The sequence below is a fragment of the Sphingobium agrisoli genome (genome assembly GCF_041877245.1).
GTDB lineage: Bacteria > Pseudomonadota > Alphaproteobacteria > Sphingomonadales > Sphingomonadaceae > Sphingobium.
This window is the reverse complement of the sequence record NZ_JBHDJI010000014.1, coordinates 82,739-105,745: the sequence shown is the minus strand read 5'-3', so window position 1 is coordinate 105,745 and position 23,007 is coordinate 82,739. Positions and strand designations below refer to the sequence as shown.

The 23,007-nt window shown below is 67.0% G+C and carries 18 protein-coding genes, 2 tRNA genes and 1 pseudogene; 6 read left to right on the top strand and 15 right to left on the bottom strand.

The annotated features are described in order from the left end of the window. Positions 1-171 precede the first annotated feature (171 nt). Positions 172-1,464: a cobyrinic acid a,c-diamide synthase CobB gene (locus ACETPF_RS18880; RefSeq protein ID WP_373936151.1), complete on the bottom strand. Its 1,293-nt coding sequence runs from the start codon at positions 1,462-1,464 to the stop codon at positions 172-174. Then, positions 1,461-1,523, bottom strand: a complete 63-nt coding sequence (locus ACETPF_RS18875; protein WP_373936154.1) for a hypothetical protein — start codon at positions 1,521-1,523, stop codon at positions 1,461-1,463. The genes ACETPF_RS18880 and ACETPF_RS18875 overlap by 4 nt, the downstream gene beginning before the upstream one ends. 28 nt (positions 1,524-1,551) lie before the next feature. Between ACETPF_RS18875 and ACETPF_RS18870 the strand changes: the two are divergent. Then, positions 1,552-1,905, top strand: a pseudogene (locus ACETPF_RS18870) (OB-fold nucleic acid binding domain-containing protein); the annotation flags it as partial. Between the two features lie 273 nt (positions 1,906-2,178). Here the strand turns inward: ACETPF_RS18870 and ACETPF_RS18865 are convergent. The 3 genes from ACETPF_RS18865 to ACETPF_RS18855 form a co-directional block, all read right to left on the bottom strand. Then, complete coding sequence (locus ACETPF_RS18865; protein WP_373936150.1) at positions 2,179-2,586, bottom strand: DUF2958 domain-containing protein; 408 nt, start codon at positions 2,584-2,586, stop codon at positions 2,179-2,181. Positions 2,587-2,618: 32 nt separating this feature from the next. Continuing rightward, complete coding sequence (locus ACETPF_RS18860) at positions 2,619-3,815, bottom strand: DUF932 domain-containing protein (RefSeq protein ID WP_373936149.1); 1,197 nt, start codon at positions 3,813-3,815, stop codon at positions 2,619-2,621. A 303-nt stretch (positions 3,816-4,118) separates the two neighbouring features. Further along, positions 4,119-4,193 (bottom strand) — tRNA-Thr (locus ACETPF_RS18855). A gap of 113 nt (positions 4,194-4,306) precedes the next feature. On the opposite strand from ACETPF_RS18855, the gene ACETPF_RS18850 reads away from it, so the two are divergent. Beyond that, positions 4,307-4,435, top strand: a complete 129-nt coding sequence (locus ACETPF_RS18850) for a hypothetical protein (RefSeq protein WP_373936148.1) — start codon at positions 4,307-4,309, stop codon at positions 4,433-4,435. 10 nt (positions 4,436-4,445) lie between these two features. Then, positions 4,446-4,997, top strand: coding sequence for an arsenate reductase/protein-tyrosine-phosphatase family protein (locus tag ACETPF_RS18845; RefSeq protein WP_373936147.1), 552 nt, complete (start codon positions 4,446-4,448; stop codon positions 4,995-4,997). Here ACETPF_RS18845 and ACETPF_RS18840 read toward each other — a convergent pair. The 4 genes from ACETPF_RS18840 to ACETPF_RS18825 all read right to left on the bottom strand — a co-directional run bounded on the left by ACETPF_RS18840 (position 4,966) and on the right by ACETPF_RS18825 (position 10,082). Further along, positions 4,966-6,180 carry a carboxylate--amine ligase gene (locus tag ACETPF_RS18840; RefSeq protein ID WP_373936146.1) on the bottom strand — a complete coding sequence of 405 codons (1,215 nt, stop codon included), beginning with the start codon at positions 6,178-6,180 and terminating at the stop codon, positions 4,966-4,968. The genes ACETPF_RS18845 and ACETPF_RS18840 overlap by 32 nt on opposite strands. Further along, on the bottom strand, positions 6,177-7,154 hold the full coding sequence (locus tag ACETPF_RS18835; RefSeq protein WP_373936145.1) for a polysaccharide deacetylase family protein: 978 nt from the start codon (positions 7,152-7,154) through the stop codon (positions 6,177-6,179). The genes ACETPF_RS18840 and ACETPF_RS18835 overlap by 4 nt, the downstream gene beginning before the upstream one ends. A gap of 72 nt (positions 7,155-7,226) precedes the next feature. Next, the gene (locus ACETPF_RS18830) at positions 7,227-7,721 is read right to left on the bottom strand and encodes a flavin reductase family protein (protein ID WP_373936144.1); all 495 of its coding nucleotides are present in this window, start codon (positions 7,719-7,721) and stop codon (positions 7,227-7,229) included. Positions 7,722-7,820: 99 nt separating this feature from the next. Beyond that, on the bottom strand, positions 7,821-10,082 hold the full coding sequence (locus ACETPF_RS18825; RefSeq protein WP_373936143.1) for an NADP-dependent malic enzyme: 2,262 nt from the start codon (positions 10,080-10,082) through the stop codon (positions 7,821-7,823). 479 nt (positions 10,083-10,561) lie between these two features. Between ACETPF_RS18825 and ACETPF_RS18820 the strand changes: the two genes are divergently transcribed. Then, positions 10,562-10,636, top strand: a tRNA-Gly gene (locus ACETPF_RS18820). 585 nt (positions 10,637-11,221) lie between these two features. Here the strand turns inward: ACETPF_RS18820 and paoC are convergent. From paoC to paoA, 3 genes are read right to left on the bottom strand one after another with little or no spacing between them, the layout of a single operon-like run. Beyond that, entirely contained in the window at positions 11,222-13,426 is a 2,205-nt protein-coding gene (gene paoC / locus ACETPF_RS18815; RefSeq protein ID WP_373936142.1) for an aldehyde oxidoreductase molybdenum-binding subunit PaoC, read from the bottom strand. Beyond that, positions 13,423-14,379, bottom strand: coding sequence for an FAD binding domain-containing protein (locus tag ACETPF_RS18810; protein WP_373936141.1), 957 nt, complete (start codon positions 14,377-14,379; stop codon positions 13,423-13,425). Before ACETPF_RS18810 ends, paoC begins: the two co-directional genes overlap by 4 nt. After that, positions 14,376-15,008, bottom strand: coding sequence for an aldehyde dehydrogenase iron-sulfur subunit PaoA (gene paoA, locus ACETPF_RS18805; protein ID WP_373936140.1), 633 nt, complete (start codon positions 15,006-15,008; stop codon positions 14,376-14,378). The genes ACETPF_RS18810 and paoA overlap by 4 nt, the downstream gene beginning before the upstream one ends. 156 nt (positions 15,009-15,164) lie before the next feature. Between paoA and mutS the strand changes: the two genes are divergently transcribed. After that, positions 15,165-17,813, top strand: coding sequence for a DNA mismatch repair protein MutS (gene mutS / locus ACETPF_RS18800; RefSeq protein WP_373936139.1), 2,649 nt, complete (start codon positions 15,165-15,167; stop codon positions 17,811-17,813). A 9-nt stretch (positions 17,814-17,822) separates the two neighbouring features. Beyond that, positions 17,823-20,585 (top strand): [protein-PII] uridylyltransferase, encoded by a 2,763-nt coding sequence (locus ACETPF_RS18795; RefSeq protein WP_373936138.1) that lies wholly within the window; start codon positions 17,823-17,825, stop codon positions 20,583-20,585. 18 nt (positions 20,586-20,603) lie between these two features. On the opposite strand, the gene ACETPF_RS18790 is transcribed toward ACETPF_RS18795, so the two are convergent. The 3 genes from ACETPF_RS18790 to ACETPF_RS18780 are packed head-to-tail and all read right to left on the bottom strand — an operon-like array spanning position 20,604 to position 22,959. Further along, positions 20,604-21,104 (bottom strand): L,D-transpeptidase family protein, encoded by a 501-nt coding sequence (locus ACETPF_RS18790; RefSeq protein ID WP_373936137.1) that lies wholly within the window; start codon positions 21,102-21,104, stop codon positions 20,604-20,606. Continuing rightward, the gene (gene ribA, locus ACETPF_RS18785) at positions 21,101-22,162 is read right to left on the bottom strand and encodes a GTP cyclohydrolase II (protein ID WP_373936136.1); all 1,062 of its coding nucleotides are present in this window, start codon (positions 22,160-22,162) and stop codon (positions 21,101-21,103) included. The genes ACETPF_RS18790 and ribA overlap by 4 nt, the downstream gene beginning before the upstream one ends. After that, positions 22,162-22,959 (bottom strand): exodeoxyribonuclease III, encoded by a 798-nt coding sequence (locus tag ACETPF_RS18780; protein WP_373936135.1) that lies wholly within the window; start codon positions 22,957-22,959, stop codon positions 22,162-22,164. Before ACETPF_RS18780 ends, ribA begins: the two co-directional genes overlap by 1 nt. Positions 22,960-23,007: the final 48 nt, after the last annotated feature.

Sequence of the window (23,007 nt, the reverse complement as noted above, 5' to 3'; positions counted from 1 at the left end):
ATAGGGTTTCGCCATGCCCGCTGGCCTCCATTCCCCAGCCGGCATCTTGAATCACATAATAGGCCCGAGCAAAACCCCTCTCGATTCAGCCTCACGTCATCTCGCTCTAATATGCAAACGCAAGTAGCACGGCGCCCAATAACCGATTGTTCGTACAGCCAAATTCAGGATTCAATGACGGGAAAGAAAAAACGTCGCCAATGATATTGGCGAAGAGCGGAAGTAGAGGTGCATGTAGCTGGCCAATAACGAGCCGTGCCGATAGATCGCCTCGCCTTTGCTGCCCCCCTTGCCGGAGGCGTGACCTCGGGGAGAGATCGGCGTCTCCAGCCGGGAATAATGAAACGTGTGGCCGCGCATCGTGCCGCCGGGCAAGTCGACCGGCTGCAGGCCTAGACCAGCGAGCCGTCCCTGCATCGTCGCTTCCCCGGGCATCAGGCCGAGCATGGCTGCGGCGCCTCCCTTGCCGTCATCCAGCGTGTCCACGCAATAGAGCATGCCTCCGCATTCTGCGAGGATCGGCTTGCCGGCGGCATGGTGCGCCCGAATGGCGGCCCGCATCGGGGCGTTTTTCGCCAGCTCGGTAAGGTGCAGCTCGGGATAGCCCCCTGGCAACCACAATGCGTCGCATTCGGGCAAGGTGCTGTCTGCCACCGGCGAGAACCAGACGATCTGCGCGCCCATGTCTTCAAGGCAGGCGACATTGGAGGGATAGATGAAGGCGAACGCCGCGTCGCGGGCAACAGCGATACGGCGGCCGGCTAGAAGCGGAGGAACTGCGGGGGCATGCCCGCTCTCGAACGCGGCGGGTTCCGGCAGCCAGAGCGCATCCTCGGGAAGACTCGTCGCGGCGCGGTCGATCCGCTCGACAAGGTCGCCGACCTCTCCTGCCTGGAACAGGCCAAGGTGGCGTTCCGGAAAGGTTGCGCCCTCGTTGCGCGGCATGAAACCCAGCCAGCGCATATCCGCTGGAAGGCTGTCTTTCAGCATGGCGGCGTGGCCTGTGCTGCCCACCCGATTAGCCAGCGCCGCCACCACGCGCACGTCGTCGCGATAAGTGGCAAGGCCCTGCGCCACGGCGCCAAAGGTTTGCGCCATCGCGCTGCCATCGATCACCGCCAGCACCGGCAGGCCGAACCGCGCGGCAAGATCAGCGGCCGAAGGGTCGCCATCGAACAGGCCCATCACCCCCTCGACCAGAATCAGGTCCGCCTCACACGCGGCTTGGTGGAGCAGACGCCGGCACTCCCCCTCCCCCACCATGAACAGGTCGAGTTGGTGAACCGGTGCGCCGCTCGCTGTCTCGAGGATCATCGGATCGAGGAAATCCGGCCCGCACTTGAATACGCGCACGCGCCGCCCGGCCATGACGTGCCGCCGGGCCAGCGCGGCGGTAATGGTGGTCTTGCCCTGCCCGGATGCGGGTGCGCTGGCCAGCAGGGCCGGGCATCTGGCAAGGGTCACCGGTCTATCCCCTCCTGCGCGCGCACGCCATCGCGGAAAGCGTGTTTCACATCCCGGATGGCGCTGACCGTATCGGCTGCCGCGATCAGGGCATCCGTCGAGGATTACCGCTCGCTGCAGCTGTCGCTCCGCGGCCATCCGATGAGCTTTCTGCGTGCCGAGCTCGACGCCATGCGAATCGTACGATGCGCCGATCTCGCGACCATCCGCGACGGGCGAAATGTCGAGGTCGCCGGCGTCATCCTTGTTCGCCAGCGCCCCGGCTCGGCCAAGGGTGTACTCTTCATCACGATCGAGGACGAGACTGGGATCGCCAACGGCATCCTCTGGCCCGACAGGTTCGAGATCTACCGGCGTCAGGTCATGTCGGCCTCGATGATCGCGATACGCGGGAGGCTGCAAAAGGAGGGCGAGGTCATCCACATCATCTGCGATCGGATCAGGCTCTGGAGCAGGCCGCGGCGGGCGATGTCGGTGGCGAGCGCGTCGATCGAGACGCCGGCCTTCACGCGCCGGACATTGGCCTGGCTCAGCACCAGCTGATTGAACGGGATGTCCCGGGAACCGCTGAGGACGATCTTCACATGCTTGGTCATGGGTGTTCTCCATGACGGGCGGCCGGGAGACTCTCTCTCGACCTTCAACCCGTCATGGAGCCGGTGCAGCCCTCTCCCTCTAGGAGGGTGAGAGCCGCGCCGACGCCTGGCGGATCAGTTAAAGACCGGGAGGCAGGCCGGTTGGGGGCGACCGGCGGAACAGCGCCTCGGTCCAGAGGATCGAGCCGGTCCGGCGGGCCCATGCCGCCCAGACCGAAATCGGCACGCCGGATGAGAAGTTGTGGTCGATCTCGATCCCCATGCCGAACGGCAGCCGGATCGAGGAGAGCTCGCTCAGCGACCACGGGCCAATCTCCGGGCATCCAAAGCCAAGGTCGGCCAGCCCCCATGCGACATCGTCATCCTCGGCGAGCTCGGTGGCGAGCCACGTCTGGCTTCCAAGCGGATTGAAGAATTTAACCACGGGAGCCGGGTCGGGCTCGAACTGCTGGCGTTCGGCTGCGCCTCGGCGGTTGATGTGATTTGCCCGCAACGCGAAGCGAACGGTTGGCGACAGGACGATCATCGGATCGCTCCTTTCCTTTGGCGGGATGGGTGTCAGGCCTTGGCGAGAAGCTTTGCGGCCTTGCCTTCAAGCTCGAGGCGCGCGTCCTGATGGGGCTTGTCGCGCGCGAGCGCGGTGATGCCCTGAACGAAATCGAAGATGGAGGCGGGAGGGCGGCCCTCTTCATCGAGCACGGTTGCGATGATCCGGTCGGTATCGCCTTTCGAGAAGCCGCGCTTGCGCAGGAAATCCTGCCGGTCGTCATCGCTTCGGGCGACAATGCGTTCGCGCGCGGCTTTGATTCCAGCCATGAACGGCGCAGGCGACGACGTCGCGAAATTCTCCAGCGCGGGCGCCGCCTCATGCGCGAAGCGATTGGCGGCGAACTTGCTGTGCCGTATGCTGATCTCCTCAAAGCCTTCCGCGCCCCAGATGTTGCGGTTCATGCAGACCGCCCGAAGGTAGAAGGACGCGATGCCGAGCGTCTTCGAGCCCACCTCGCTGTTCCAGGCGTAGAACCCCCGGAAGAAGAGATCGGGATCGCCATTCGGGAGACGGCCCGCTTTGATCGGGTGCGCGTCGTCGACCAGGAACAGGAAGACGTCGCGGTCGCTCGCGTAGAGCGTGGTCGTGTCCTTGGTCACCTCGACGAACGGGTTGTGGGTCATGGTCGCCCAATCCAGCAGGCCGGGCACCTTCCAGCGGGTGTCGCCCGTGCCGTCGCCCGCGATCTTCATCACCGCCGCGACCAGCTCATGATCCCAGATCCGGCCATAGTCGGGACCGGTGACGGCGCGCAGTTCGACCCGGCCATCGTTGGTCTCCAGCGTTTTCATCAGCTCGGCGCGGTGGGAGAGCAGCCCGTGCTGCATGTTGATGCCGGCAAGGGGCGCGGGCAGTTGCCGAAGATAGCCCGACGGCGCGCCGATGAGGCTGCAGAGCTGGCCGAACGACCAGTGGGTCGGCACGACCGGCTCGTCGCGACCGGGTATGAGAAGAGCCAGCCGCTCGGCATCGTCCCGGCTCGCCTCGACCTTGACGTCGCGCGTTTCAACGGTCCGCGCGGTCGCGCGATCCGCCCGTGTCTTCACTGCGGCATGGAGCGACGAGAGTGACAGGAACCGCTCGTCGTCCGGCCGGGAGAACCACTCGGACGAAACGCGGCCGATGCGTTGACCGCGAGAGATATCGACCTTGTAGCCAGCCGAGACCGGTCGGGACATGTCGGATTGAGTGAGGATAGTCGCCATGGGAAATCTCCACGACGGGCGCCGAGAGCCTCTCTCTCAGCCCTTACCCGCCACGGAAATTCCGGCTTTCCTCTCACTCTCTATCGGGGCGTTGCGGGGGCGGAGCCGCCCGCAGAAGGGGTCCGTCGCGACCTTGGCGCGGCGGCAGGGGAAAGCCTTCCCCTGAGACAATCGCGCATATTACGCCGAAACCACTACACCTCACGGGAATTACGCGGTTATTACGTTTGCTCCTGAGAGCTGCGCGTAATAGTCCGCGTTCCCCCGAAGGGGTGTTTTAGTCATTGATTTTTCACGGGATGCTGGTGCTGCCGGTGAGGATTGAACTCACGACCTCAGCCTTACCAAGGATGCGCTCTACCACTGAGCTACGGCAGCACTCTGTTCGGGTCCGCAGCGCGCATGCGCGGCGGAGGCCGGGCCTATGGCTGTCCCGGTCCCTCATGTCAAGGCGGTTGCGGGGGCCCGCGCATTTTGCTTTAGCGCAGCAGATGGCAGAGACGCAGGACGAGAAAAAGGCCCGGCTGGCGCAGGCGCTCCGCGACAATCTGCGCCGCCGCAAGGCGCAGGCGCGCGAGGGCGCGAACCCGCCGCCGCCCGCTGCCGAGCCGCGCGAATGACCCGCCCCGCATGATCCGCGCCCGCTTCGGCACCGTCCGGGGGCTGGTGCGGCTCGCCCTCTCCTACCCGCAACTGCTGCTTGGCCGCGCGGCCAGCCTGCCGCCCGATCCCGCGCAGGTCCGCCGGCTGGTGTTCGTCTGCCAGGGCAATATCTGCCGCAGCGCCTTTGCCGAGGCCGTCGCGCGACGGGCCGGCTATGCCAGCGTCTCGATCGGCCTTTCGGCGGCGACCGGCCGCCCCGCGCATGGCCCGGCGGTCGAAGCGGCCCGCGCGCTCGGCCATGATCTCTCCGCCCACCATGCGACCGACCGCGCCGACTATCACCCCCTGCCCGGCGACCTGCTGCTGGCGATGGAGGTGCGACAGCTCCACAGGCTTGCCGCAGATCCGCGCCTCGCCGCCGTGCCGCGCCTGCTGCTTGGGCGCTGGGGCCGCCCCCCGATGCCGCATCTCCACGATCCCTATGGCCTCGACGACCGCTATATGGCCGTATGCCTCGCCCGCATCGAGCGCGCGGTGCTGCGCCTCGTCAGCGCCTTCCCCGGCGCAAGACTTTCCTGACGATCTGCGCCATGTCGTTCAGGAAGGGGTGCGGGTCCGACCGGCTGAACACATAATAGCGCGCGCGCGGATCGAAAAAGCCGGCGAGATAGCCGACAAGGTCCGCGATCGGCCGCCGGCGGAAGAAGGGATCGCCGATCCGCCCCGGCCGGAACAGGATGCGGAAAAGCCGCTTGGTCTCGGGCACCATGTAGCGCGCGCGCAGGTCGTCGCGCGGCGCGGGCGCGGGCGTCCGGTCGTTCAGCACCGCGCGGCGATAGGCTTCCCACGCGAAGCGCGCCCCGCAATGGCGCGCCAGCGGCAGGCTCCCCCAATAGCGGCCATTCACCTCCATCAGCCAGTATCGCCCGCTGCCCACGTCATGGCGATATTCGACCATCGCCGGCCCTTCCCAGTCGAGCGTTCGCAGCAATGCTTCGGATAGCGCCATCTGCGCTTCATGGGCGTCCGCCGGCTCGGCGCGGCACACGGTCGATATGCCTCCCTCGGGCGGCCACTCATGCAGCCGCCGATGCTGGAAGCGCAGCGTCGCGCGGCCATCCTCCATATGGATCATCTGCCCCAGCCCGACACCGGGGCAGTAACGCTGGATCAGCGGCCATCGCCCGACCGGCGCATAGCGATCGAGCAGCGCGCCCAATTCCCTGGCATCGTGGACATATTCGGTCTTGATCCATTCCAGCCCCGCCTGCGCCAGCAGCGGCGCGACCGCGGGCGGATTGGCCCATTTGGCGACCAGCGGATAGGGCAGCGCCGCCGCGCGCGCGGCGAAATCCTCGCCCGCCATCGGTTGCCACGTCTCGGGCACCTGCAACCCCAGGGTCGCCGCGATCTCCAGCGTCCGCATCTTGTCGATCACGCGCAGCAACCGCTCGCGCGGCGGCACCAGCAGCACGCAGTCGCCGATCCGCGCCGGCAAGGTGGACAGCGCCAGCAGGTCCGCTTCGGACAAGGCGATCACCGCCCGTGCCCCGGTCCGCGCGATCAGCGCCGGCAACCATGCCTCGGGTGCCCCTTCCGGCCGCGGCGTCACGCTGCGCACATGGCGCGAGGACGCCGCCAGCGCGTCGGCGTGGCGGGACACGCCATGCACCGGCACGCCCTGCTCCCCCAATTCCCGCACCACGGTGAGCGCGATCGCATTGTCGAGGCCAAGGACGATCGCGCCGGGCAGATCGCTCATGAAGGAACCAGCCGATGTTCGTAGCGCCAGGTGCCCCAGGCCTGCTCCAATATGCGGCGGCCGGTCCGCAGCCGGCTTGGGCCTGCGCGGCTGGCGGTGCCGGGCCGGTCGGCGATGTCGGCGGGCAGGTCGTTGAAGCCCGCACCCTTCACCTGCGGCATCCCCGCCGCCGCACGGCACAGCGCCTCGAACCGGCCGATGACCAGGCCGTTGGGGCGCATCCGGTCGCGCGAGAGCATCTCGAAACTATGGGTTACGACGACGAAGGCGTGCTGCCCCGCGCGCCCCGCATGGGTCAGGCCCGCACGCATCTCGGCCGCCGACATGGCGCAGATCTGCGCCGGGCGGAAGCCGCCGGGCCGGTCGGCGATGCCCGACACCGGCAGTTCGCTTACTCCCTGCAATCGCGCCGCGCCCACCATCGCCGGGTTGGCGGCGATCCGGCACTCGCCGCCCAGATAAGCGGGGTTGACGCTGCTGTCCCACGCCACCCCGATCGCGGCCAGCGCGCGCAGCGTATCGTCGTTCGCGCCGAAATTGCCCGCGCGAAACGCTGTGACCGGCGGCGCGCCCGCCTCCTCCAGCAGCCGCTTGGCCAATCCCAGCAGGACGATCTGGTCCGCCAGCGAAAAATCGCCGATATTGCGCCCCTGCCGCCCCTCGACCGGGGACGCGCTCGCCCATTGCAGCCATTCGCTGTGGATGTGCATCTGCACTTCATGCCCGCGCGCGACGATCGGCCCGACTATGTCTGACAGAAAATCCGGCCCATGGACCATCGCGGGCAGGGGATCGAGGAAGAACACGCCCTTGAGGCCATGCCGCTCCAGCAGGTCCATCTGCCAGCCGATCCCGAACGCGCCCTTGTCCGTCTCCGCCCAGATCGACCGGCGCAGATTCTCCGCAAGGCCCACGCCCCTTTGGTGGAGCGAGGCCGACAATTCGGTATCGACGGTGATGAGCAGCGCAGTCATGGGGCGATCCGGTGCGGAGGCAGCATCCTGCCATAGGCCCCATCGGTTAACGAGCGGTAATATGCGCGTCCCTCAGTCCAGCAGCGCGAACGCGCCATAGCTGCCCTGGAAGAAGAGCAGGGGCCGCTCGGGCCGCTCTGCCTCCAGCGCGACGACGCGGCCGATCACGATATCATGGTCGCCCGCCTCATGCACCGCGTCGAGCGTGCAATCGATCCAGGCGACGACATCGTCCAGGATCGGCGATCCATTGGCCGACACGCGATGCGCTATGTCGCGGAACTTGTCCGTTCCCGGCGATGCGATCTGGCGGCACAGCGGCAACTGGTCGCTGGCCAGGATGTTGACGCAGAAGCGGCCGACCGCCGCGATGCGCGGCCAGCTGGTCGAGCTTTTGGCGGGGAAGAAGGCGACCAGCGGGGGATCGAGCGACACCGATGTGAAGGAGCCGACGACCATGCCCACCGGCGCGCCGTCGGCCTCTACCGCCGTCACGACGCATACGCCGGTCGGATAATGGCCGAGCACCCGGCGGAAGGTCGCGCTGTCGAAACTCACCTCGGTCATGCCCTGCCCTCTCCCTGATATCCAGTGTCGCCCTGCGCCGTCTGGGATGCGGCTGGCAAGCGAAAAGCCCTCATCGGTCCTGCAACCGCGCTGATAGGATCACAGCGCGACCCCGCCCGCCGCCAGTACCGCCAGCGTCAGCAGCTCCGATGCGTTGGACGCCATCGTCGCGATCTGCACCGATTTCTCCATGCCCACCAGCAGCGGCCCGATCATCGACGTGCCGCCCAGCTCGCGCAGCAGCTTGGCCGAGATATTGGCCGATTGCAGCCCCGGCATCACCAGCACATTGGCCGGGCCGGACAGGCGGCTGAACGGGTAGCTTTTCATGACCGCCGGGTTGAGCGCCGCGTCGGCCGTCATCTCGCCCTCATATTCAAAGTCCACGTCGCGCGCATCGAGCAGCTTGATGGCGTCGCGCATATTGTCGAGATAGCTGCCCGGCGGATTGCCGAAATTGGAGTAGGAGAGGAAGGCGACGCGCGGATCATGCCCCATGCGCCGCGCCACCGCCACGGTCCCTTCGGCGATGTCGGCCAGCTCGGTGGCGGTCGGCCGCTCGTTGACCGTCGTGTCGGCCAGGAACACTGTCTTGTCCTTCGCGACCATGACGTGGATGCCAAACGGGGTGCGGCCGGCCGCCGGGTCCATCACCCGCTTCACCTCGCGCAGCGTCTGGGCATAGGGGCGGGTCATGCCGGTCAGCATCGCGTCGGCGACCCCCATCTTCACCAGCAATGTGCCGAAGATGTTGCGATCGCGGTTGACCATCCGCTCGCAATCGCGGCGCAGATAGCCGCGCCGCTGGAGCCGGGCATAGAGCAGGTCGACCATCTCGGGCACCAGCGGCGAATTGACGCTGTTGTGCAGCTCGAAACTCTCGGGGTCGCCCACGCCCAGCGCGCGCAGCTTCTCCACCACCTCGTCGCGGCCGACCAGCACCGGCACGCCATAGCCCAGCTCGCGGAACTGGATCGCGGCGCGCAGCACCACTTCCTCCTCCGCCTCGGCGAATACGACGCGCTTGGGGTTCGCCTTGGCGATCTCGTAGGCGCTGGTGAGCACCGATGTCGTCGGGTTGAGCCGCGCCTTCAGGGACTGGCGGTACGCCGCCATATCCTCGATCGGCCGCTGCGCCACGCCCGTTTCCATCGCCGCCTGCGCCACGGCGGCGGGCACGACTTCCATCAGGCGCGGGTCGAACGGCGCGGGGATGATATAATCGGGGCCGAAACTGTGCGCCCGGCCATAGGCCTTCGCCACTTCCTCGGGCACCCGCTCGCGCGCCAGCTCGGCGATCGCCTTGGCGGCGGCGAGCTTCATCGGCTCGTTGATCCCCGTCGCCCGCACGTCCAGCGCGCCGCGGAAGATGAAGGGGAAGCCCAGCACATTATTGACCTGGTTGGGAAAGTCCGAACGCCCGGTGGCGACGATCGCATCGGGGCGCACCGCCTTGGCGTCGGGCGGCAGGATTTCGGGGTCGGGGTTCGCCATGGCGAAGATGATCGGGTTGGGCGCCATCGATGTCACCATCTCGGGCGTCATCGCGCCCGCGACCGACAGGCCCAGGAACACGTCGGCGCCCTTGACCGCCTCGGCCAGCGTGCGCGCGTCGGTCCTGACCGCATGGGCCGATTTCCACTGGTTAAGGCCCTCGGTCCGCCCCTGCCAGATCACGCCCTTGCTGTCGCACATGATGACATTGTCGTGCGGCACGCCCAGCGCCTTGATCAGCTCGGTGCAGCTGATCGACGCCGCGCCCGCGCCGTTCACCACCACCTTCATGTCCTTCATGTCGCGCCCGGTCAGCAGCGCCGCGTTCAGCACGCCGGCCGCCGCGATGATCGCGGTCCCATGCTGGTCGTCATGAAAGACCGGAATGTTCATCCGCTCCTTCAGCGTCTGCTCGATGATGAAGCACTCGGGCGCCTTGATATCCTCCAGGTTGATGCCGCCGAAGGTCGGCTCCATCAGCTCGACCGCGTCGATGAACTTGTCGACATCCTCGGTCTTGAGCTCGATATCGATCGAATCGACGTCGGCGAAGCGCTTGAACAGCACCGCCTTGCCTTCCATCACCGGCTTGGACGCCAGCGCGCCCAGATTGCCCAGGCCCAGGATCGCCGTGCCGTTGGAGATGACGGCGACGAGATTGCCCTTGGCCGTATAATCATAGGCCGTTGCCGGATCGGCCGCGATCGCCCGCACCGGGACCGCGACTCCGGGCGAATAAGCGAGGGACAGGTCGCGCTGGGTCGCCATCGGCTTGGACGCGATGATCTCGATCTTTCCCGGCCGTCCGGTCGAATGGAAAAACAGCGCTTCGCGCTCGGAAAATTCCACGTTCGATCGATCGGACATCGGCTACTCTCATTTTTGTGCGGCACGCCGGCCCTAGCGGCAAGATTATCGTGTGGGCAAGTGCGAGAAGCGCAATTTGCTGTCCGGGCGTTGGCGAAGGCTTGGCTGTGCAGCGATGGAATCGGGCAAGCGAGCGCAGCGGCAAGCCTCTCCCGGACCCGCCGTTCCGGGCCGCTACTGACAGGCGTTAGCATTGTCGTCCGGCTTTTTGCGCCTTGCCTCCATCCTGTTGATATATAATGATAATAGGAATTTGTCGCCGCCTTTGTATAGCGAATCAGCTGTACAACTCGCTGTACAAATCCCACCCGCCCCCTGTTCCCAACCCCCGCTCCAGCCAGGGCGGGCGGCACGACGGCCAGCCTCCCCCGCGCCGCTGCCCGAATTTCATTTTTGTGCAATTCTACCCTTGCCCCACCACCAAAGCGCTGCTAGTTCCCCGCCACCCGCCGAGAGGGACATATCCTCCGGCCGCCAGAGCGGGCGTAGCTCAGGGGTAGAGCACAACCTTGCCAAGGTTGGGGTCGAGGGTTCGAATCCCTTCGCCCGCTCCAGAAATCGAGGCTTTAGCGCAAGCCCTGTTCCCCAAAATCTCGAAATCCTGCGTATACGGATCGCATACGGATACCGGAGATGAAGACGGATTTTGGGGAAAATTCCTCCCAGCGAAACAAGCGAAACCCCCTTTGATTCTCTGGAAGAGCAATGGGAGACCGGAAGGAACGTGCCGGTGTCCAAGACTTTCCGGGATGGGGGTATCTGTCTCTTCCTGCGTGGGGACTAAAAGAAACCCACTTGGATATGAAGGCACCGGGGATGACGGGATATCTACCGTTCAACCCGCAGCACCGACACCGGCAATCCTTACATCCTGGCCCGCAACATGGGGCACATCCCTGCGGTTGGTCGAGGAATATTGCGGAAGCAACGCGGCCGACGCGGCCGATCACGCTGCGCGGCAACGACCCGATGAGCAGGAAGACGAGCAGCGCGGGCTGATGCGCCGCATACTGTAGCAGGACGATCGCCAGCAGCATGCGACCGTCCGTTAGAGCACAAATGTTGGCTCTATCGGCCAAGCCCTCGTTCGCACGCCACGCCGCACTGGAGCGGCGTGGCGGGGTCGGCCAAGCCGGGGGTCAGGCGGCGCGGGCTTTCAACAGCTTGTCGATCGTCAGCGGATAATCGCGCAGGCGGATGCCGGTGGCATTGTAGATGGCGTTCGCCACCGCCGCGCCTGCGCCGCAGATGCCGAGTTCGCCCACCCCCTTGGCCTTCATCGGCGAGCTTTTGTCGTCCAGCTCGTCGATGAACAGCACGTCCTGATCGGGAATGTCGGCATGGACGGGCACGACATATTCGGCCATGTCGTGATTGACGAAGAAGCCGAAGCGGGTATCCACCTCCAGCGCCTCCATCAGCGCCGCGCCCGCCCCCATGGTCATCGCGCCGATCACCTGGCTGCGCGCCGCCTTGGGATTGAGGATGCGCCCGGCGGCGAAGGCCCCGCCCATGCGGCGGATGCGGACTTCGGCGGTGTCCATGTCGACGCCGACTTCGCAGAAATGCGCGCCGAAGGTCGCCTGGGCATAGCGTTTGTCGAGGTCGCCATAGTCCATGCTGTCCTCGGCCCAGAGCCCCTCCGGCCCGGCGAGGGATGCGAGCGTCTGGGACTGATTGCCATATTTGACGAGTCCGTCGTCGAAATCGGCCTGGTCGGCGGGATAGCCGGCCTTCTGCGCGAGCTTGGTCCGAAGTGCGACGGCGGCGGCATAGACGCCGGCGGTCGCGCTGTTCGCGCCCCATTGCCCGCCCGATCCCGCCGACACCGGAAAGCGGCTGTCGCCCAGGCGCACAGTTACATCTGCCAGCGGAACGCCCAGCATTTCGGCGGCGGTCTGGCCGATGATCGTATAGCTGCCGGTGCCGATGTCGGTCATGTCGGTTTCGACGATCACCTTGCCCGCGCGATCCACGCCGATGCGCGCCCCCGATTTGCCGACCAGATTGTTGCGGAACGCCGCCGCCATGCCCATGCCGACCAGCCAGCGGCCGTCGCGCGTCTGACCCGGCTTGGGATTGCGCTTGCTCCAGCCGAAGCGATCCGCCCCGGCGCGCAGGCATTCGACCAGCTTGCGACTGGAAAAGGGGCGCTGCGGCCCGGCTTCGGGATCATATTGCACATCGTTGCGGATGCGCAGCTCGACCGGATCGACGCCGCTGGCCTCGGCCAGTTCGTCCATCGCCACTTCCAGCGCCAGCAGGCCGACCGCCTCGCCCGGCGCACGCATGGCGTTGCCTTCGGGAAGGTTCAATGTCACCAGCCGGTGTGCGGTCATGCGGTTCGCGCCGCGATACAGCAGCCGGGTCTGCAAAGCCGCCGTTTCCGGCCCGCCGCCCGGCAGGTCGCCCGACCAGACTTCATGCGCGATGGCGTCGATCACGCCGTCCCTGTCCGCGCCGATGCGGATACGCTGGATCGTCGCGGGGCGATGGGTCGTGTTGTTGGGGATCTGGTGGCGGGCGAGCGCGACCTTGACCGGCCGCCCGACCTGCTTGGCGCCGAGGGCCGCGAGCAGCGCGTCGGCGCGCAGGAACAGTTTCGACCCGAAACCACCACCGATATAGGGCGATACCAGGCGGACATTCTCCTTGGGGATGCCCAACGTCTTGGCGACTTCGCCCACACCCCAGGCGATCATCTGGTTGGAGGTCCAGAGCGTGAGCTTGTCGCCATTCCATGCGGCGGTGGTCGCATGCGGCTCCATCATCGCGTGGCTGTGATCGGGCGTCGTATAATTCTGGTCGATCCTGACCGCCGCCTTGGCAAAACCAGCGTCGAAATCGCCCGTCTTTGTGTCGGAGGGGCCACCGAAGATCGAGGGCGGCATCGTCCCGTTCAGCCGTTCGGCGGCAAGGTCGAACTTGCCGCTCTCGGCCGCATAGTCGATCCGCAGCAGCTTGGCCGCGTCGCGCGCATTTTCCAGCGTATCGGCGACGACCAGCGCCACCGCCTGATCATAATGGTCGATCTGCGGCCCGCCGAGCAAGGGCGCGGTGTTCATATTGCCCTTGCCGAGCTTCCCGGCATTGGCGTGGGTGACGATGCCGAGCACGCCGGGCGCGGCCTGCGCGGCGCGGCTGTCGATCGACACGATCCGCCCCTTGGCGATGGCCGATCCTACCATCCAGCCATAGGCCGCCTTGGGCGCGGCGTCGTGCCGTTCATAGGCGTAGGGCGCGGTGCCGGTGACCTTGGCAGGGCCGTCGATCCGGTCCTGGGGCACGCCGACGACGCGGCCCTTGTCGATCGGGTTGGTCGTTGCCGGGGTGTCGAACTTCATGCCCGCGCCTCCTGCTGGCGGTAGAGCGAGACCAGGGTCTGCTGCACCAATGTTGTCTTGAAATCATTATGTTCGGTCGTGCGCGCGCCCGCCAGCGCGGCCTCCGCCACCGCCTTCGCGCCCTGCTTCGCCGCAGCATCGGCGGCGGCGACCCGCCAGGGTTTCGCGCCGATCCCGCCGAAAGCGAAGCGGGCGCTGCCGTCCTTCTGGAACACCGCCGCGACCGACACCAGCGCGAAGGCATAGGAGGCGCGGTCGCGCACCTTGCGATAGACATGCGCGCCGCCGACAGGCTTTGGCAGCGTGACCGATGTGATGATCTCGCCTGCTTTCAGCGCCGTTTCCTTGTGCGGCGTGTCGCCGGGGAGGAGGTGAAAATCGGCGATCGGGATGGACCGCCGCGCGCCGGTCCCATCGACCGTATCGACCTGCGCGTCGAGCAGCCGCATCGCCACCGCCATGTCGCTCGGGTGCTGGGCGATGCAGGCGTCACTGACACCCATTATCGCAAGCCCCCGGCTCATGCCGCCGATCGCGCCGCAGCCGCTGCCCGGCTGGCGCTTGTTACAGGGCATGCGGGTGTCGTAGAAATAGGGGCAGCGGGTACGCTGGAGCAGGTTGCCGCCCGTCGTCGCCTTGTTGCGGAGCTGGCCCGATGCGCCGGACACCAGCGCGCGGCTTAGCACCGCATAGTCGCGGCGCACCACCTTGTCGGCGGCGAGATCGGTATTGCGGACCAGCGCGCCGATCCGAAGGCCTCCTTCTGCCATCTTTTCGATCCGGTCGAGCCCCAGATGATTGACGTCGATCAGATGGGTCGGGGTTTCGATCTGGAGCTTCATCAGGTCGAGCAGGTTGGTGCCGCCGGCAATGAAACGCGCGCCCTGTACCGAGGCCGCCGCCTTCGCCGCGCCTTCCACGCTGGTCGCGCGTTCGTAGGTAAAGGGTCTCATGCCTTGGCCTCCCCCGCGACATCCTTTATCGCGGCGATGATGTTGGGATAGGCGGCGCAGCGGCAGATATTGCCGCTCATCCGCTCGCGCAGTTCGGCGTCGCTCATCGCCACCTCGTCAAGGTCGCGGGTGACATGGCTGGGGACGCCGGCCTTGATCTCGTCCAGCACCGCCACCGCCGAGCAGATCTGCCCCGGCGTGCAATAGCCGCACTGATAGCCGTCATGGGTAATGAACGCCTTCTGCATCGGGTGCAGCCGGTCAGGCGTGCCGAGTCCCTCGATGGTCGTGACGCTTTCCCCATCATGCATCACCGCCAGCGTCAGGCAGCTGTTGATCCGCCGCCCCTCCACGATCACCGTGCACGCGCCGCACTGGCCATGGTCGCAACCCTTCTTGGTCCCGGTCAGGTGGAGATGCTCGCGCAGCGCATCGAGCAGGCTGGTGCGCGGGTCGAGCTGAAGATGCACCTCCCGGCCGTTGACGGTAAGTTCGACAGGGGTCATCGGCATTCCTTTGCTGGCTTTGGCGACTTCCGCCGCCGGCAGTTGCGACAGGGCCGGGCCAGCCGCCGCGGCGAGCGCGGCCCCGCCCAATATGCCGCGCCGCGTGACATGATCCGACGACATGAATGTCCTCCCTGTTCGTTCCGCTGTCATTACGAAGAGCGCGCGGAATCGATCCGCGCCACAAGATGCATCGACCATATCAGATATGTTTGTGACGCCAATGGGTCGTGGGGACACTCTGGCCCCGGACGCGACTTCGGGCTATCGGCTGCTGCCATGATGTCCCCTCCCGACAGCGGCGCGCAGCCAACGCCGATGATGGCGCAATATCTGGCGCTGAAGGCCGAAGCGCGCGATTGTCTGCTTTTCTACCGCATGGGCGACTTCTTCGAGCTTTTTTTTGACGATGCGAAAATGGCGGCCGCGACGCTCGACATCGCGCTCACCAGTCGGGGCGAGCATGGCGGCGCGCCGATCCCGATGTGCGGCGTGCCGGCGCACAGCGCCGAGGGCTATCTCGCGCGGCTGATCAAGGCGGGGCACCGGGTCGCCATCGCCGAGCAGATCGAAACTCCGGCGCAGGCAAAAGCGCGCGGCGGCAAGGCGCTCGTGGCGCGCGCGATCGTCCGTTATGTGACGGCGGGCACGCTGACCGAGGAGACTTTGCTCGACAGCCGGCGCGACAATATGCTGGTCGCGCTGACGCAGGTGGGCGGGGACGCATCGGGAGAGGTCGGCATCGCCGCCGCCGATATTTCCACCGGCCGGTTCGAGACGATGACCTGCCCCTTAAGCGACCTGCCCGCCGAACTGGCGCGGCTACGGCCGAGCGAGACGGTGGTGGCCGAGGGATCGGGGCTGGATGTCGCCGATTGCCATATGTTCGACCGCGCGGCCTTTTCCAGCACGCGGGCGGAAGAGGCGCTCAAACGGCTGTTCGGCGTGGCGACGCTCGACGGCTTCGGCCAGTTCGGCCGGGCGGAGCTGGCGGCGATGGGCGGGCTCGTCGCCTATCTCGACCATGCGGGCAAGGGCACGCTGCCTTTCCTCGCGCCGCCGCTGCGCAAGGCTTCCGGCGCGCATGTCGCGATCGACGCGGCGACGCGCGAGAGCCTGGAGATCGTGGCGACGACCGCCGGCACCCGCGCCGGCAGCCTGCTGCACGCGATCGACCGCACGGTGACGGGCGCGGGCGCGCGGCTGCTGGCGCAGGATCTCTCCGCGCCGCTGATGGACCTGCACGCGATCGAGGCGCGGCTCGGCCTCGTGCGGCTTTTCCACGACGATCCGGGCCTGCGTGACCAACTGCGCGGCACGTTGCGCGCCTTGCCCGACATCGGGCGCGCCTTGGGGCGGGTAGCGGTGGGGCGCGGGAGCCCGCGCGACCTGGGGATGCTGCGCGACGGCCTTGGCGAAGCGCGGCTGCTGCGCGAGCGGCTGGGGCGGATCGCGGACATGCCGCCGCTGCTGGCGCAACTATTGCCGGCGCTCGACGGGCATGGCGAACTGGTCGACACCTTGTCCCGCGCGCTGGTCCCAGCGCCGCCGACCGAGACCGCCAGCGGCGGCTATATCGCCGATGGCTATGACGCGGCGCTCGACGAACTCCGGCGGATGGCGGGCGACGGGCGGCGCGCGATCGCGGCGCTGGAGGCGAAATATCGCGACCAGACCGGCATTTCCGCGCTCAAGATCCGGCACAACGGCGTGCTCGGCTATCATGTCGAGGTGCCCGCGCGGGCCGCCGATGCGCTGATGCAGCCCGCCAGCGGCTTCACCCATCGCCAGACGCTGGCAGGCGTCGTGCGCTTCAATTCGATCGACCTGCATGAGGAAGCCGGGCGCGTGGCGCAGGCGGGCGCCCACGCGCTGGTCGCCGAAGCCGCGCATCTGGAATCGCTGATCGAGGCGGTGCTGGAGCGCAAGGGCGACGTCGCCCGTGCCGCCGACGCGCTCGCCCGGCTCGATGTGGCGGCGGCGCTGGCCGAACGGGCGGCGGAGGGCGGCTGGCAGCGCCCGCATTTCGTGCCGGCAGACGGGGCAGGCCAGTGCCTGGATATCGTCGGCGGCCGGCATCCGGTGGTGGAGGATGCGCTGAGGCGCGAGGGGCAGCCCTTCGTCGCCAATGACTGCCGCCTGTCGCATGGCGACCGGCTTTGGCTCGTCACCGGCCCGAACATGGGCGGCAAGTCCACCTTCCTGCGGCAGAACGCGCTGATCGTCATCCTGGCGCAGGCGGGCGGCTATGTCCCGGCGCAGTCGGCGACGCTGACCTTGGTCGACCGCCTGTTCAGCCGGGTCGGCGCGTCGGACAATCTCGCCAAGGGGCGCTCCACCTTCATGGTCGAGATGGTGGAGACCGCCGCCATTCTGGCGCAGGCGACGGAACGCAGCTTCGTGATCCTGGACGAGGTTGGGCGCGGCACATCGACCTATGACGGCCTGGCGCTCGCCTGGGCGGTGGTGGAGGCGGTGCATGAGGTCAATCGCTGCCGCTGCCTCTTCGCCACCCATTATCACGAGCTGACCCGGCTCGCCGAGACGCTGCCGTCCCTGTCGCTCCACCATGTCCGCGCGCGCGAATGGAAGGGCGACCTCATCCTGCTGCATGAACTTGGCGACGGGCCGGCCGATCGCAGCTATGGCCTGGCCGTCGCGCGGCTTGCGGGCCTGCCGCCCGCCGTGCTCAGGCGCGCCAAGGATGTGCTGGCGCGGCTGGAGGCGGGAAAGGCGAAGACCGGCGGCATCGCGGCCGGGCTCGACGACCTGCCCCTGTTCGCCGCCGCCATGGCGCAGGAGGAGGCCGCGCCCGACCCGCTGCTGACCGCGATCGAGGCGATCGACGCCGACGCCCTGTCCCCAAGGGAAGCACTCGATCACATATATCGGCTTAAACAACTGGCCGCGCAGCGCCACCATGACTAGATAGCAGCCATGGTCATGCAGTTCCCCGCGCTGGGATCGCGCCGCGCGATCATCGACCGGCGCGCCATTTCCGACACGATCGACGCCCTTGCGCGAGAGCATGAGGGCGACGCCGTGCCGTTGCGCGGCCTGATCGTCAGGGAATTGAAGGCGGCGCTGGAAGACGGACGGGCCGAGGTCGCGCGACGGCTTGAGGCGCGTCCGACGCGCGGCCGCGAGTCCGTGAGCGCCTTCGCCTTCCTGATCGATCAGATTTTGCGGCTGCTTTTTGACGCGACGACGCAGCATCTCTACCCCGCCAGCAGCCGCGTCGCCGGCGAGCGGATCGTGCTGATCGCGGTCGGCGGCTATGGCCGGGGCGAGATGGCGCCGCACAGCGATGTCGATATCGGCTTCATCACCCCCGCCAAGCCTGGTCCATGGGCCGAGCAGATCATCGAATCGATGCTCTATTCGCTGTGGGATCTGGGCCTGAAGGTCGGGCACTCCAGCCGCTCGGTCGACGAAACGATGCGGATGGCGAAGAGCGACCTCACCGTCCGCACCGCGCTGCTGGAGGCGCGCTATATCTGGGGCGACCGGGCGCTGTACGAGGAAACCTCCGCCCGGTTCGATGCAGAGGTGATGCAGGGCAATGCCCGCGCCTTCGTGACCGAGAAGCTGGAGGAGCGCGACGAGCGGCACAAAAGAATGGGCGACAGCCGCTATGTCGTGGAACCCAATGTCAAGGAGGGCAAGGGCGGCCTGCGCGACCTCCATACTTTGTTCTGGATCGGCAAATATGTGAACCGGGTGCGGTCGGTTGCCGAACTGGTCGATGTCGGGCTGCTCACCCAGGCCGAGCTGCGCCAGTTCCAGAAGGCGGAGGACTTCCTGTGGGCCGTCCGCTGCCATCTGCACAGCATCACCGGACGCGCCGAAGACCGGCTGACCTTCGACCTTCAGCTGGAAACGGCGACGCGGATGCATTTCACCGCGCGGGCCGGCCGGTCCGGGGTCGAGCGCTTCATGCGCTACTATTTCCTGAACGCGAAAACGGTCGGCGACCTCACCGCCGTGTTCCTGGCGCATCTCGACGATCAGATGGGGCCGAAGGGGCGGCGCTACATTCCCGCCATCTTCCGCCGTCCCAAGAAGCTGGACGGCTTCGTGCTGGATCGCGGGCGCCTCAGCCTGCCGAGCGACGATTTCTTTCAGGCGGACCCGGTGCGGCTGCTGGAAATCTTCGCCGTGGCGGACAAATATGGCTTGCAGATCCACCCCAGCGCGATGCGCGCGGCGAGCCGGGACGCCGCGCTGATTTCGGCGAAGGTGCGGCGCGATCCCCGCGCCAACGCCGCCTTCATGGAGGTGCTGACATCCCCGCGCGATCCCGAAACGGTCCTGCGCTGGATGAACGAATCGACCGTGTTCGGCCGGTTCGTGCCCGATTTCCGCCGCGTCGTCGCGCAGATGCAGTTCGACATGTATCACCATTATACGGTCGACGAGCATACCATCCGCGCGGTGGGGCTGCTGGCGCGGATCGAGAAGGGCGAATTGCCCGGCGACCATCCGTTGGCGACCGATCTGATGGGCAAGATCCTGTCGCGCCGCGTCCTCTATGTCGCGGTGCTGCTGCATGACATCGCCAAGGGGCGCGGCGGCGACCACAGCATATTGGGCGCGGAAGTAGCGGAGCATCTCTGCCCTCGCCTCGGCCTCACGCCGGCCGAGACCGAGACGGTCGCCTGGCTGGTGCGCTACCATCTGCTGATGTCGGCGACCGCCTTCAAGCGCGATCTGGCCGATTACAAAACCATCCTCGATTTCGTCGAGGTGGTGCAGAGCCCGGAAAGGCTGCGGCTGCTGCTGTGCCTGACGGTCGTGGACATTCGCGCCGTGGGACCGGGCGTCTGGAACAGCTGGAAGCGGCAGCTGCTGGGCGATCTCTACGAATCGGCCGAAGAGGTGCTGCGCCTCGGGCACAAGCAGAAGGGCCGGAGCGAGCGCGTCATCGCCAAGCAGGAAGGGCTGCGGCAGGCGCTGGGCATGGACGAGGCGGCATTCGCGGCGTTCAGCCGGCGGATGGCCGAAAGCTACTGGATCGCCGAGCCCGAGGATATCTTGCTCGACAATGCGCGCCATATCCTCGCTGCCGGCGACGCGCCGCTGTCGATCGAGGCGCGCTTTTATCCGCAACGCGGCGCGACTTTGGTGACGGTCTATGCCGCCGACCATCCGGGGCTGTTCTACCGGATCGCCGGTGCTATCCATCTGGCGGGCGGCAATATCATCGACGCGCGCATCCACACGACGCGCGATGGCGTCGCGATCGACAATTTTTTGGTGCAGGATCCGTTCGGTGGCGCATTCCACAGCCCCGAGCAGCTCACCCGCATCCGCAACGCGATCGAGGATTCGCTCTCCAACCGCCATCGCATGATCACCAAGCTATCGGCGCGGCCCTTGACCCGGACGCGGGCCGAGGCGTTCCGCATCGAACCCAATGTGCTGATCGACAACAAGGCATCCAACCGCTTCACTGTGGTCGAGGTGAATGCGCGCGACCGGCCGGCGCTGCTGTTCAGCCTTGCCAACGCGCTGTTCCAGTCGAAGGTGACGGTCCACAGCGCGCATGTCGCCACCTATGGCGAGCGCGCGGTGGACACCTTCTACATCACCGACCTGCTGGGCGGGAAGATCGAGAGCAAGGGGCGGCTTCAGACGCTGGAGCGCCGCCTGCTGGAGGCGGCCGGCGGCGAGGTGAGCGAAGCGCTGGAGATGGCCTGATCGGAGCCTTGGGGCCGGTCAGAGGATGTCCATGACATCGCCTGCCGCCAGCAGCGGCAGCAGGCGCAGCATGTCCTCGCGCGCTACTGCGATGCAGCCTGCGGTCGGTCGGCCTTCGGATAAATGGAAGAAGATGGCGCTGCCCCGGCCCGGCACCGGCGGCGCGTCGTTGTGGCCCAGGACGACGACGACGTCATAGGCATCGTCGGCCCGGATCAGGCTTTCGGCCGAAAACGCACGGGGCAGGCGGACGGGGCGGTTATAGGCGGGGTCGGCGGGATCGTCCGACCAGCCATCGCTTTGCCTTATCCACCGCCACGGCAAGCGGATGCCCGATGCGGCGACCTTGCCGGGGCGCAGCAGCATGGCGCGGATCGGCCATGTGCCAAGCGGCGTGCAGCCGTCGCCTTCGCGCTTGTCGCTTGCCGCGCAGGCGCCGCTCCGGCCGATGGTGCAGGGCATGGACAGCGCGCCGAAGGTGAGCCGCCCCGCCGCGCTCTCCACCCGCACGACGCTCATAGCTGGTGGCCGGTGCGGTCGCGCTTGGTGGCGAGATAGCGTTCATTGTGGGGGTTGGCGGGCAGAATGATCGGCAGCCGCTCGACCACTGCGACGCCGGCCGCCTCCAGCCCGGCGACCTTGTTCGGATTGTTCGTGAGCAGGCGCACCGACCGCACGCCCAGCAGGTCGAGCATCCGCGCCGCGACCGAAAAATCGCGCGCGTCGATCGCGAAGCCCAGCCGCACATTGGCGTCGACCGTATCGAACCCTTGGTCCTGGAGCGCATAGGCGCGCAGCTTGTTGACGAGGCCGATGCCGCGCCCTTCCTGCCGCAGATAGAGGAGGATGCCCCAGCGTGCCTCGGCAATCTGGTGCAGCGCCTGGTGCAACTGCGGCCCGCAATCGCATTTCAGGCTGCCCAGCACATCGCCGGTCAGGCATTCGCTATGGATGCGAATGACGGGCGGCGAAGCATCGCGTTGCCCGACTACCAGCGCGACATGCTCGCGCGGCTCGTCGGGGCTGCGGAAGGCGATGATCTCCGCGCTTTCGCTCGCCGACACCGGCAGCCGGGCGCGGGTCGCGACGGCGAGGTGGACGGCATCGTCATAGGCGGCGATCGCGTCGGCGCTGACGTCCGCCTCGGCCGGGCCGTCGCCCTCCAGCAGGAAATAGGCGGGCAGGATGCCGGCGAGCCGCGCGAGGCGCAGCGCCGCCTGGGCCGCTTGTGGCGCAGGCAGCGTGCGCGCGCGAAACGGTCCCTTGAGCGGAGAAGCCAGGTCGAGCACCGGATCGGATATGGCGGTCGCCACGTCGGCGTCGATCCAGGGCGCGCGCTCGATCAGCACCGGCCAGTCGGGATCGGCGGCGGCCAGCTGGTTGGCGAGCTTCAGCGTTTCGGCGCGCGCGGCGGAAATGAGGATATCGGCGCGCCCATCGGGATCAAATCCGGCGAGAGTCACCGCGTCCGCCCCTTCGACCGCCATCAGCCGGATCGCGCCGTCGCCGGCCGTCAGGCGGATCGCCCATCCGCGGCGCAGCGCGTCGATCGCGCGGGCGGCGTCCTTCCCCGTCATCAGAAGGCGAACTGCGTGATGATCGGGATATGGTCGGACGGCTTGCCCCAGCTACGCGCGGGTTCGACGACGCGATGGCTCACCGCCTTGTCCGCGACATCCTTCGTCATCCACATATGGTCGAGCCGTCGTCCCCGATCGGACAGCGCCCAATCCTTCGCGCGATAGCTCCACCAAGTATAAAGGCGCGCGGGCGCGGGGTGGAAATGGCGGCCGATATCGACCCAGTCGTTCGACGCCTGGAGCCGCCCCAATATCTCGCATTCGACCGGCGTGTGGCTGACCACGTCGATCAACTGCTTGTGGCTCCACACGTCGCATTCCAGCGGGGCGATGTTGAAATCGCCGGTCAGGATGGTCGGCTTGTTGTCGAGCGCCGTGGACCACTCGATCATGCGTTCGAGGAAATCGAGCTTCTGCCCGAACTTGGGGTTCACCGTGCGGTCTGGCACGTCGCCGCCGGCCGGCACATAGACATTCTCGATCCGCACCCCGTTGTCGAGCCGCACGCCGACGTGCCGCGCCTCGCCATTGGCCTGCCAGTCGAAACGGTCGTCCTCGTGGATCGGCACCTTGCTCATGATCGCGACGCCATGGTGCATGCGCTGGCCGTTCAGCACCTGGTGGACATAACCCATGCGGCGGAACATCTCGCGCGGGAAGATGTCGTTCACCACCTTGGTTTCCTGAAGGCAGAGGATGTCGGGCGCTTCCTCGCGCAGCAACTGCTCGACAATGTCGATGCGCGCGCGGACACTGTTGATGTTCCAGGAACAGATGGAAAGCGTGTCGGCCATGCCACGCCACCTAAGACCGCGCGGATCGTTGTGCAAGCGACCCAAGGG

Coding starts and splice junctions, on each gene's coding strand:
- ACETPF_RS18850 (WP_373936148.1), top strand. CDS start 4,307: ATGGCAGAGACGCAGGACGAGAAAAAGGCCCGGCTGGCGCAGGCGCTC.
- ACETPF_RS18835 (WP_373936145.1), bottom strand. CDS start 7,154: ATGACTGCGCTGCTCATCACCGTCGATACCGAATTGTCGGCCTCGCTC.
- ACETPF_RS18865 (WP_373936150.1), bottom strand. CDS start 2,586: ATGATCGTCCTGTCGCCAACCGTTCGCTTCGCGTTGCGGGCAAATCAC.
- ACETPF_RS18780 (WP_373936135.1), bottom strand. CDS start 22,959: ATGGCCGACACGCTTTCCATCTGTTCCTGGAACATCAACAGTGTCCGC.
- ACETPF_RS18840 (WP_373936146.1), bottom strand. CDS start 6,180: ATGAGCGATCTGCCCGGCGCGATCGTCCTTGGCCTCGACAATGCGATC.
- ACETPF_RS18830 (WP_373936144.1), bottom strand. CDS start 7,721: ATGACCGAGGTGAGTTTCGACAGCGCGACCTTCCGCCGGGTGCTCGGC.
- ACETPF_RS18860 (WP_373936149.1), bottom strand. CDS start 3,815: ATGGCGACTATCCTCACTCAATCCGACATGTCCCGACCGGTCTCGGCT.
- ACETPF_RS18790 (WP_373936137.1), bottom strand. CDS start 21,104: ATGAGCGTCGTGCGGGTGGAGAGCGCGGCGGGGCGGCTCACCTTCGGC.
- ACETPF_RS18795 (WP_373936138.1), top strand. CDS start 17,823: ATGGTCATGCAGTTCCCCGCGCTGGGATCGCGCCGCGCGATCATCGAC.
- ribA (WP_373936136.1), bottom strand. CDS start 22,162: ATGACGGGGAAGGACGCCGCCCGCGCGATCGACGCGCTGCGCCGCGGA.
- mutS (WP_373936139.1), top strand. CDS start 15,165: ATGATGTCCCCTCCCGACAGCGGCGCGCAGCCAACGCCGATGATGGCG.
- ACETPF_RS18810 (WP_373936141.1), bottom strand. CDS start 14,379: ATGAGACCCTTTACCTACGAACGCGCGACCAGCGTGGAAGGCGCGGCG.
- paoA (WP_373936140.1), bottom strand. CDS start 15,008: ATGTCGTCGGATCATGTCACGCGGCGCGGCATATTGGGCGGGGCCGCG.
- ACETPF_RS18825 (WP_373936143.1), bottom strand. CDS start 10,082: ATGTCCGATCGATCGAACGTGGAATTTTCCGAGCGCGAAGCGCTGTTT.
- ACETPF_RS18845 (WP_373936147.1), top strand. CDS start 4,446: ATGATCCGCGCCCGCTTCGGCACCGTCCGGGGGCTGGTGCGGCTCGCC.
- paoC (WP_373936142.1), bottom strand. CDS start 13,426: ATGAAGTTCGACACCCCGGCAACGACCAACCCGATCGACAAGGGCCGC.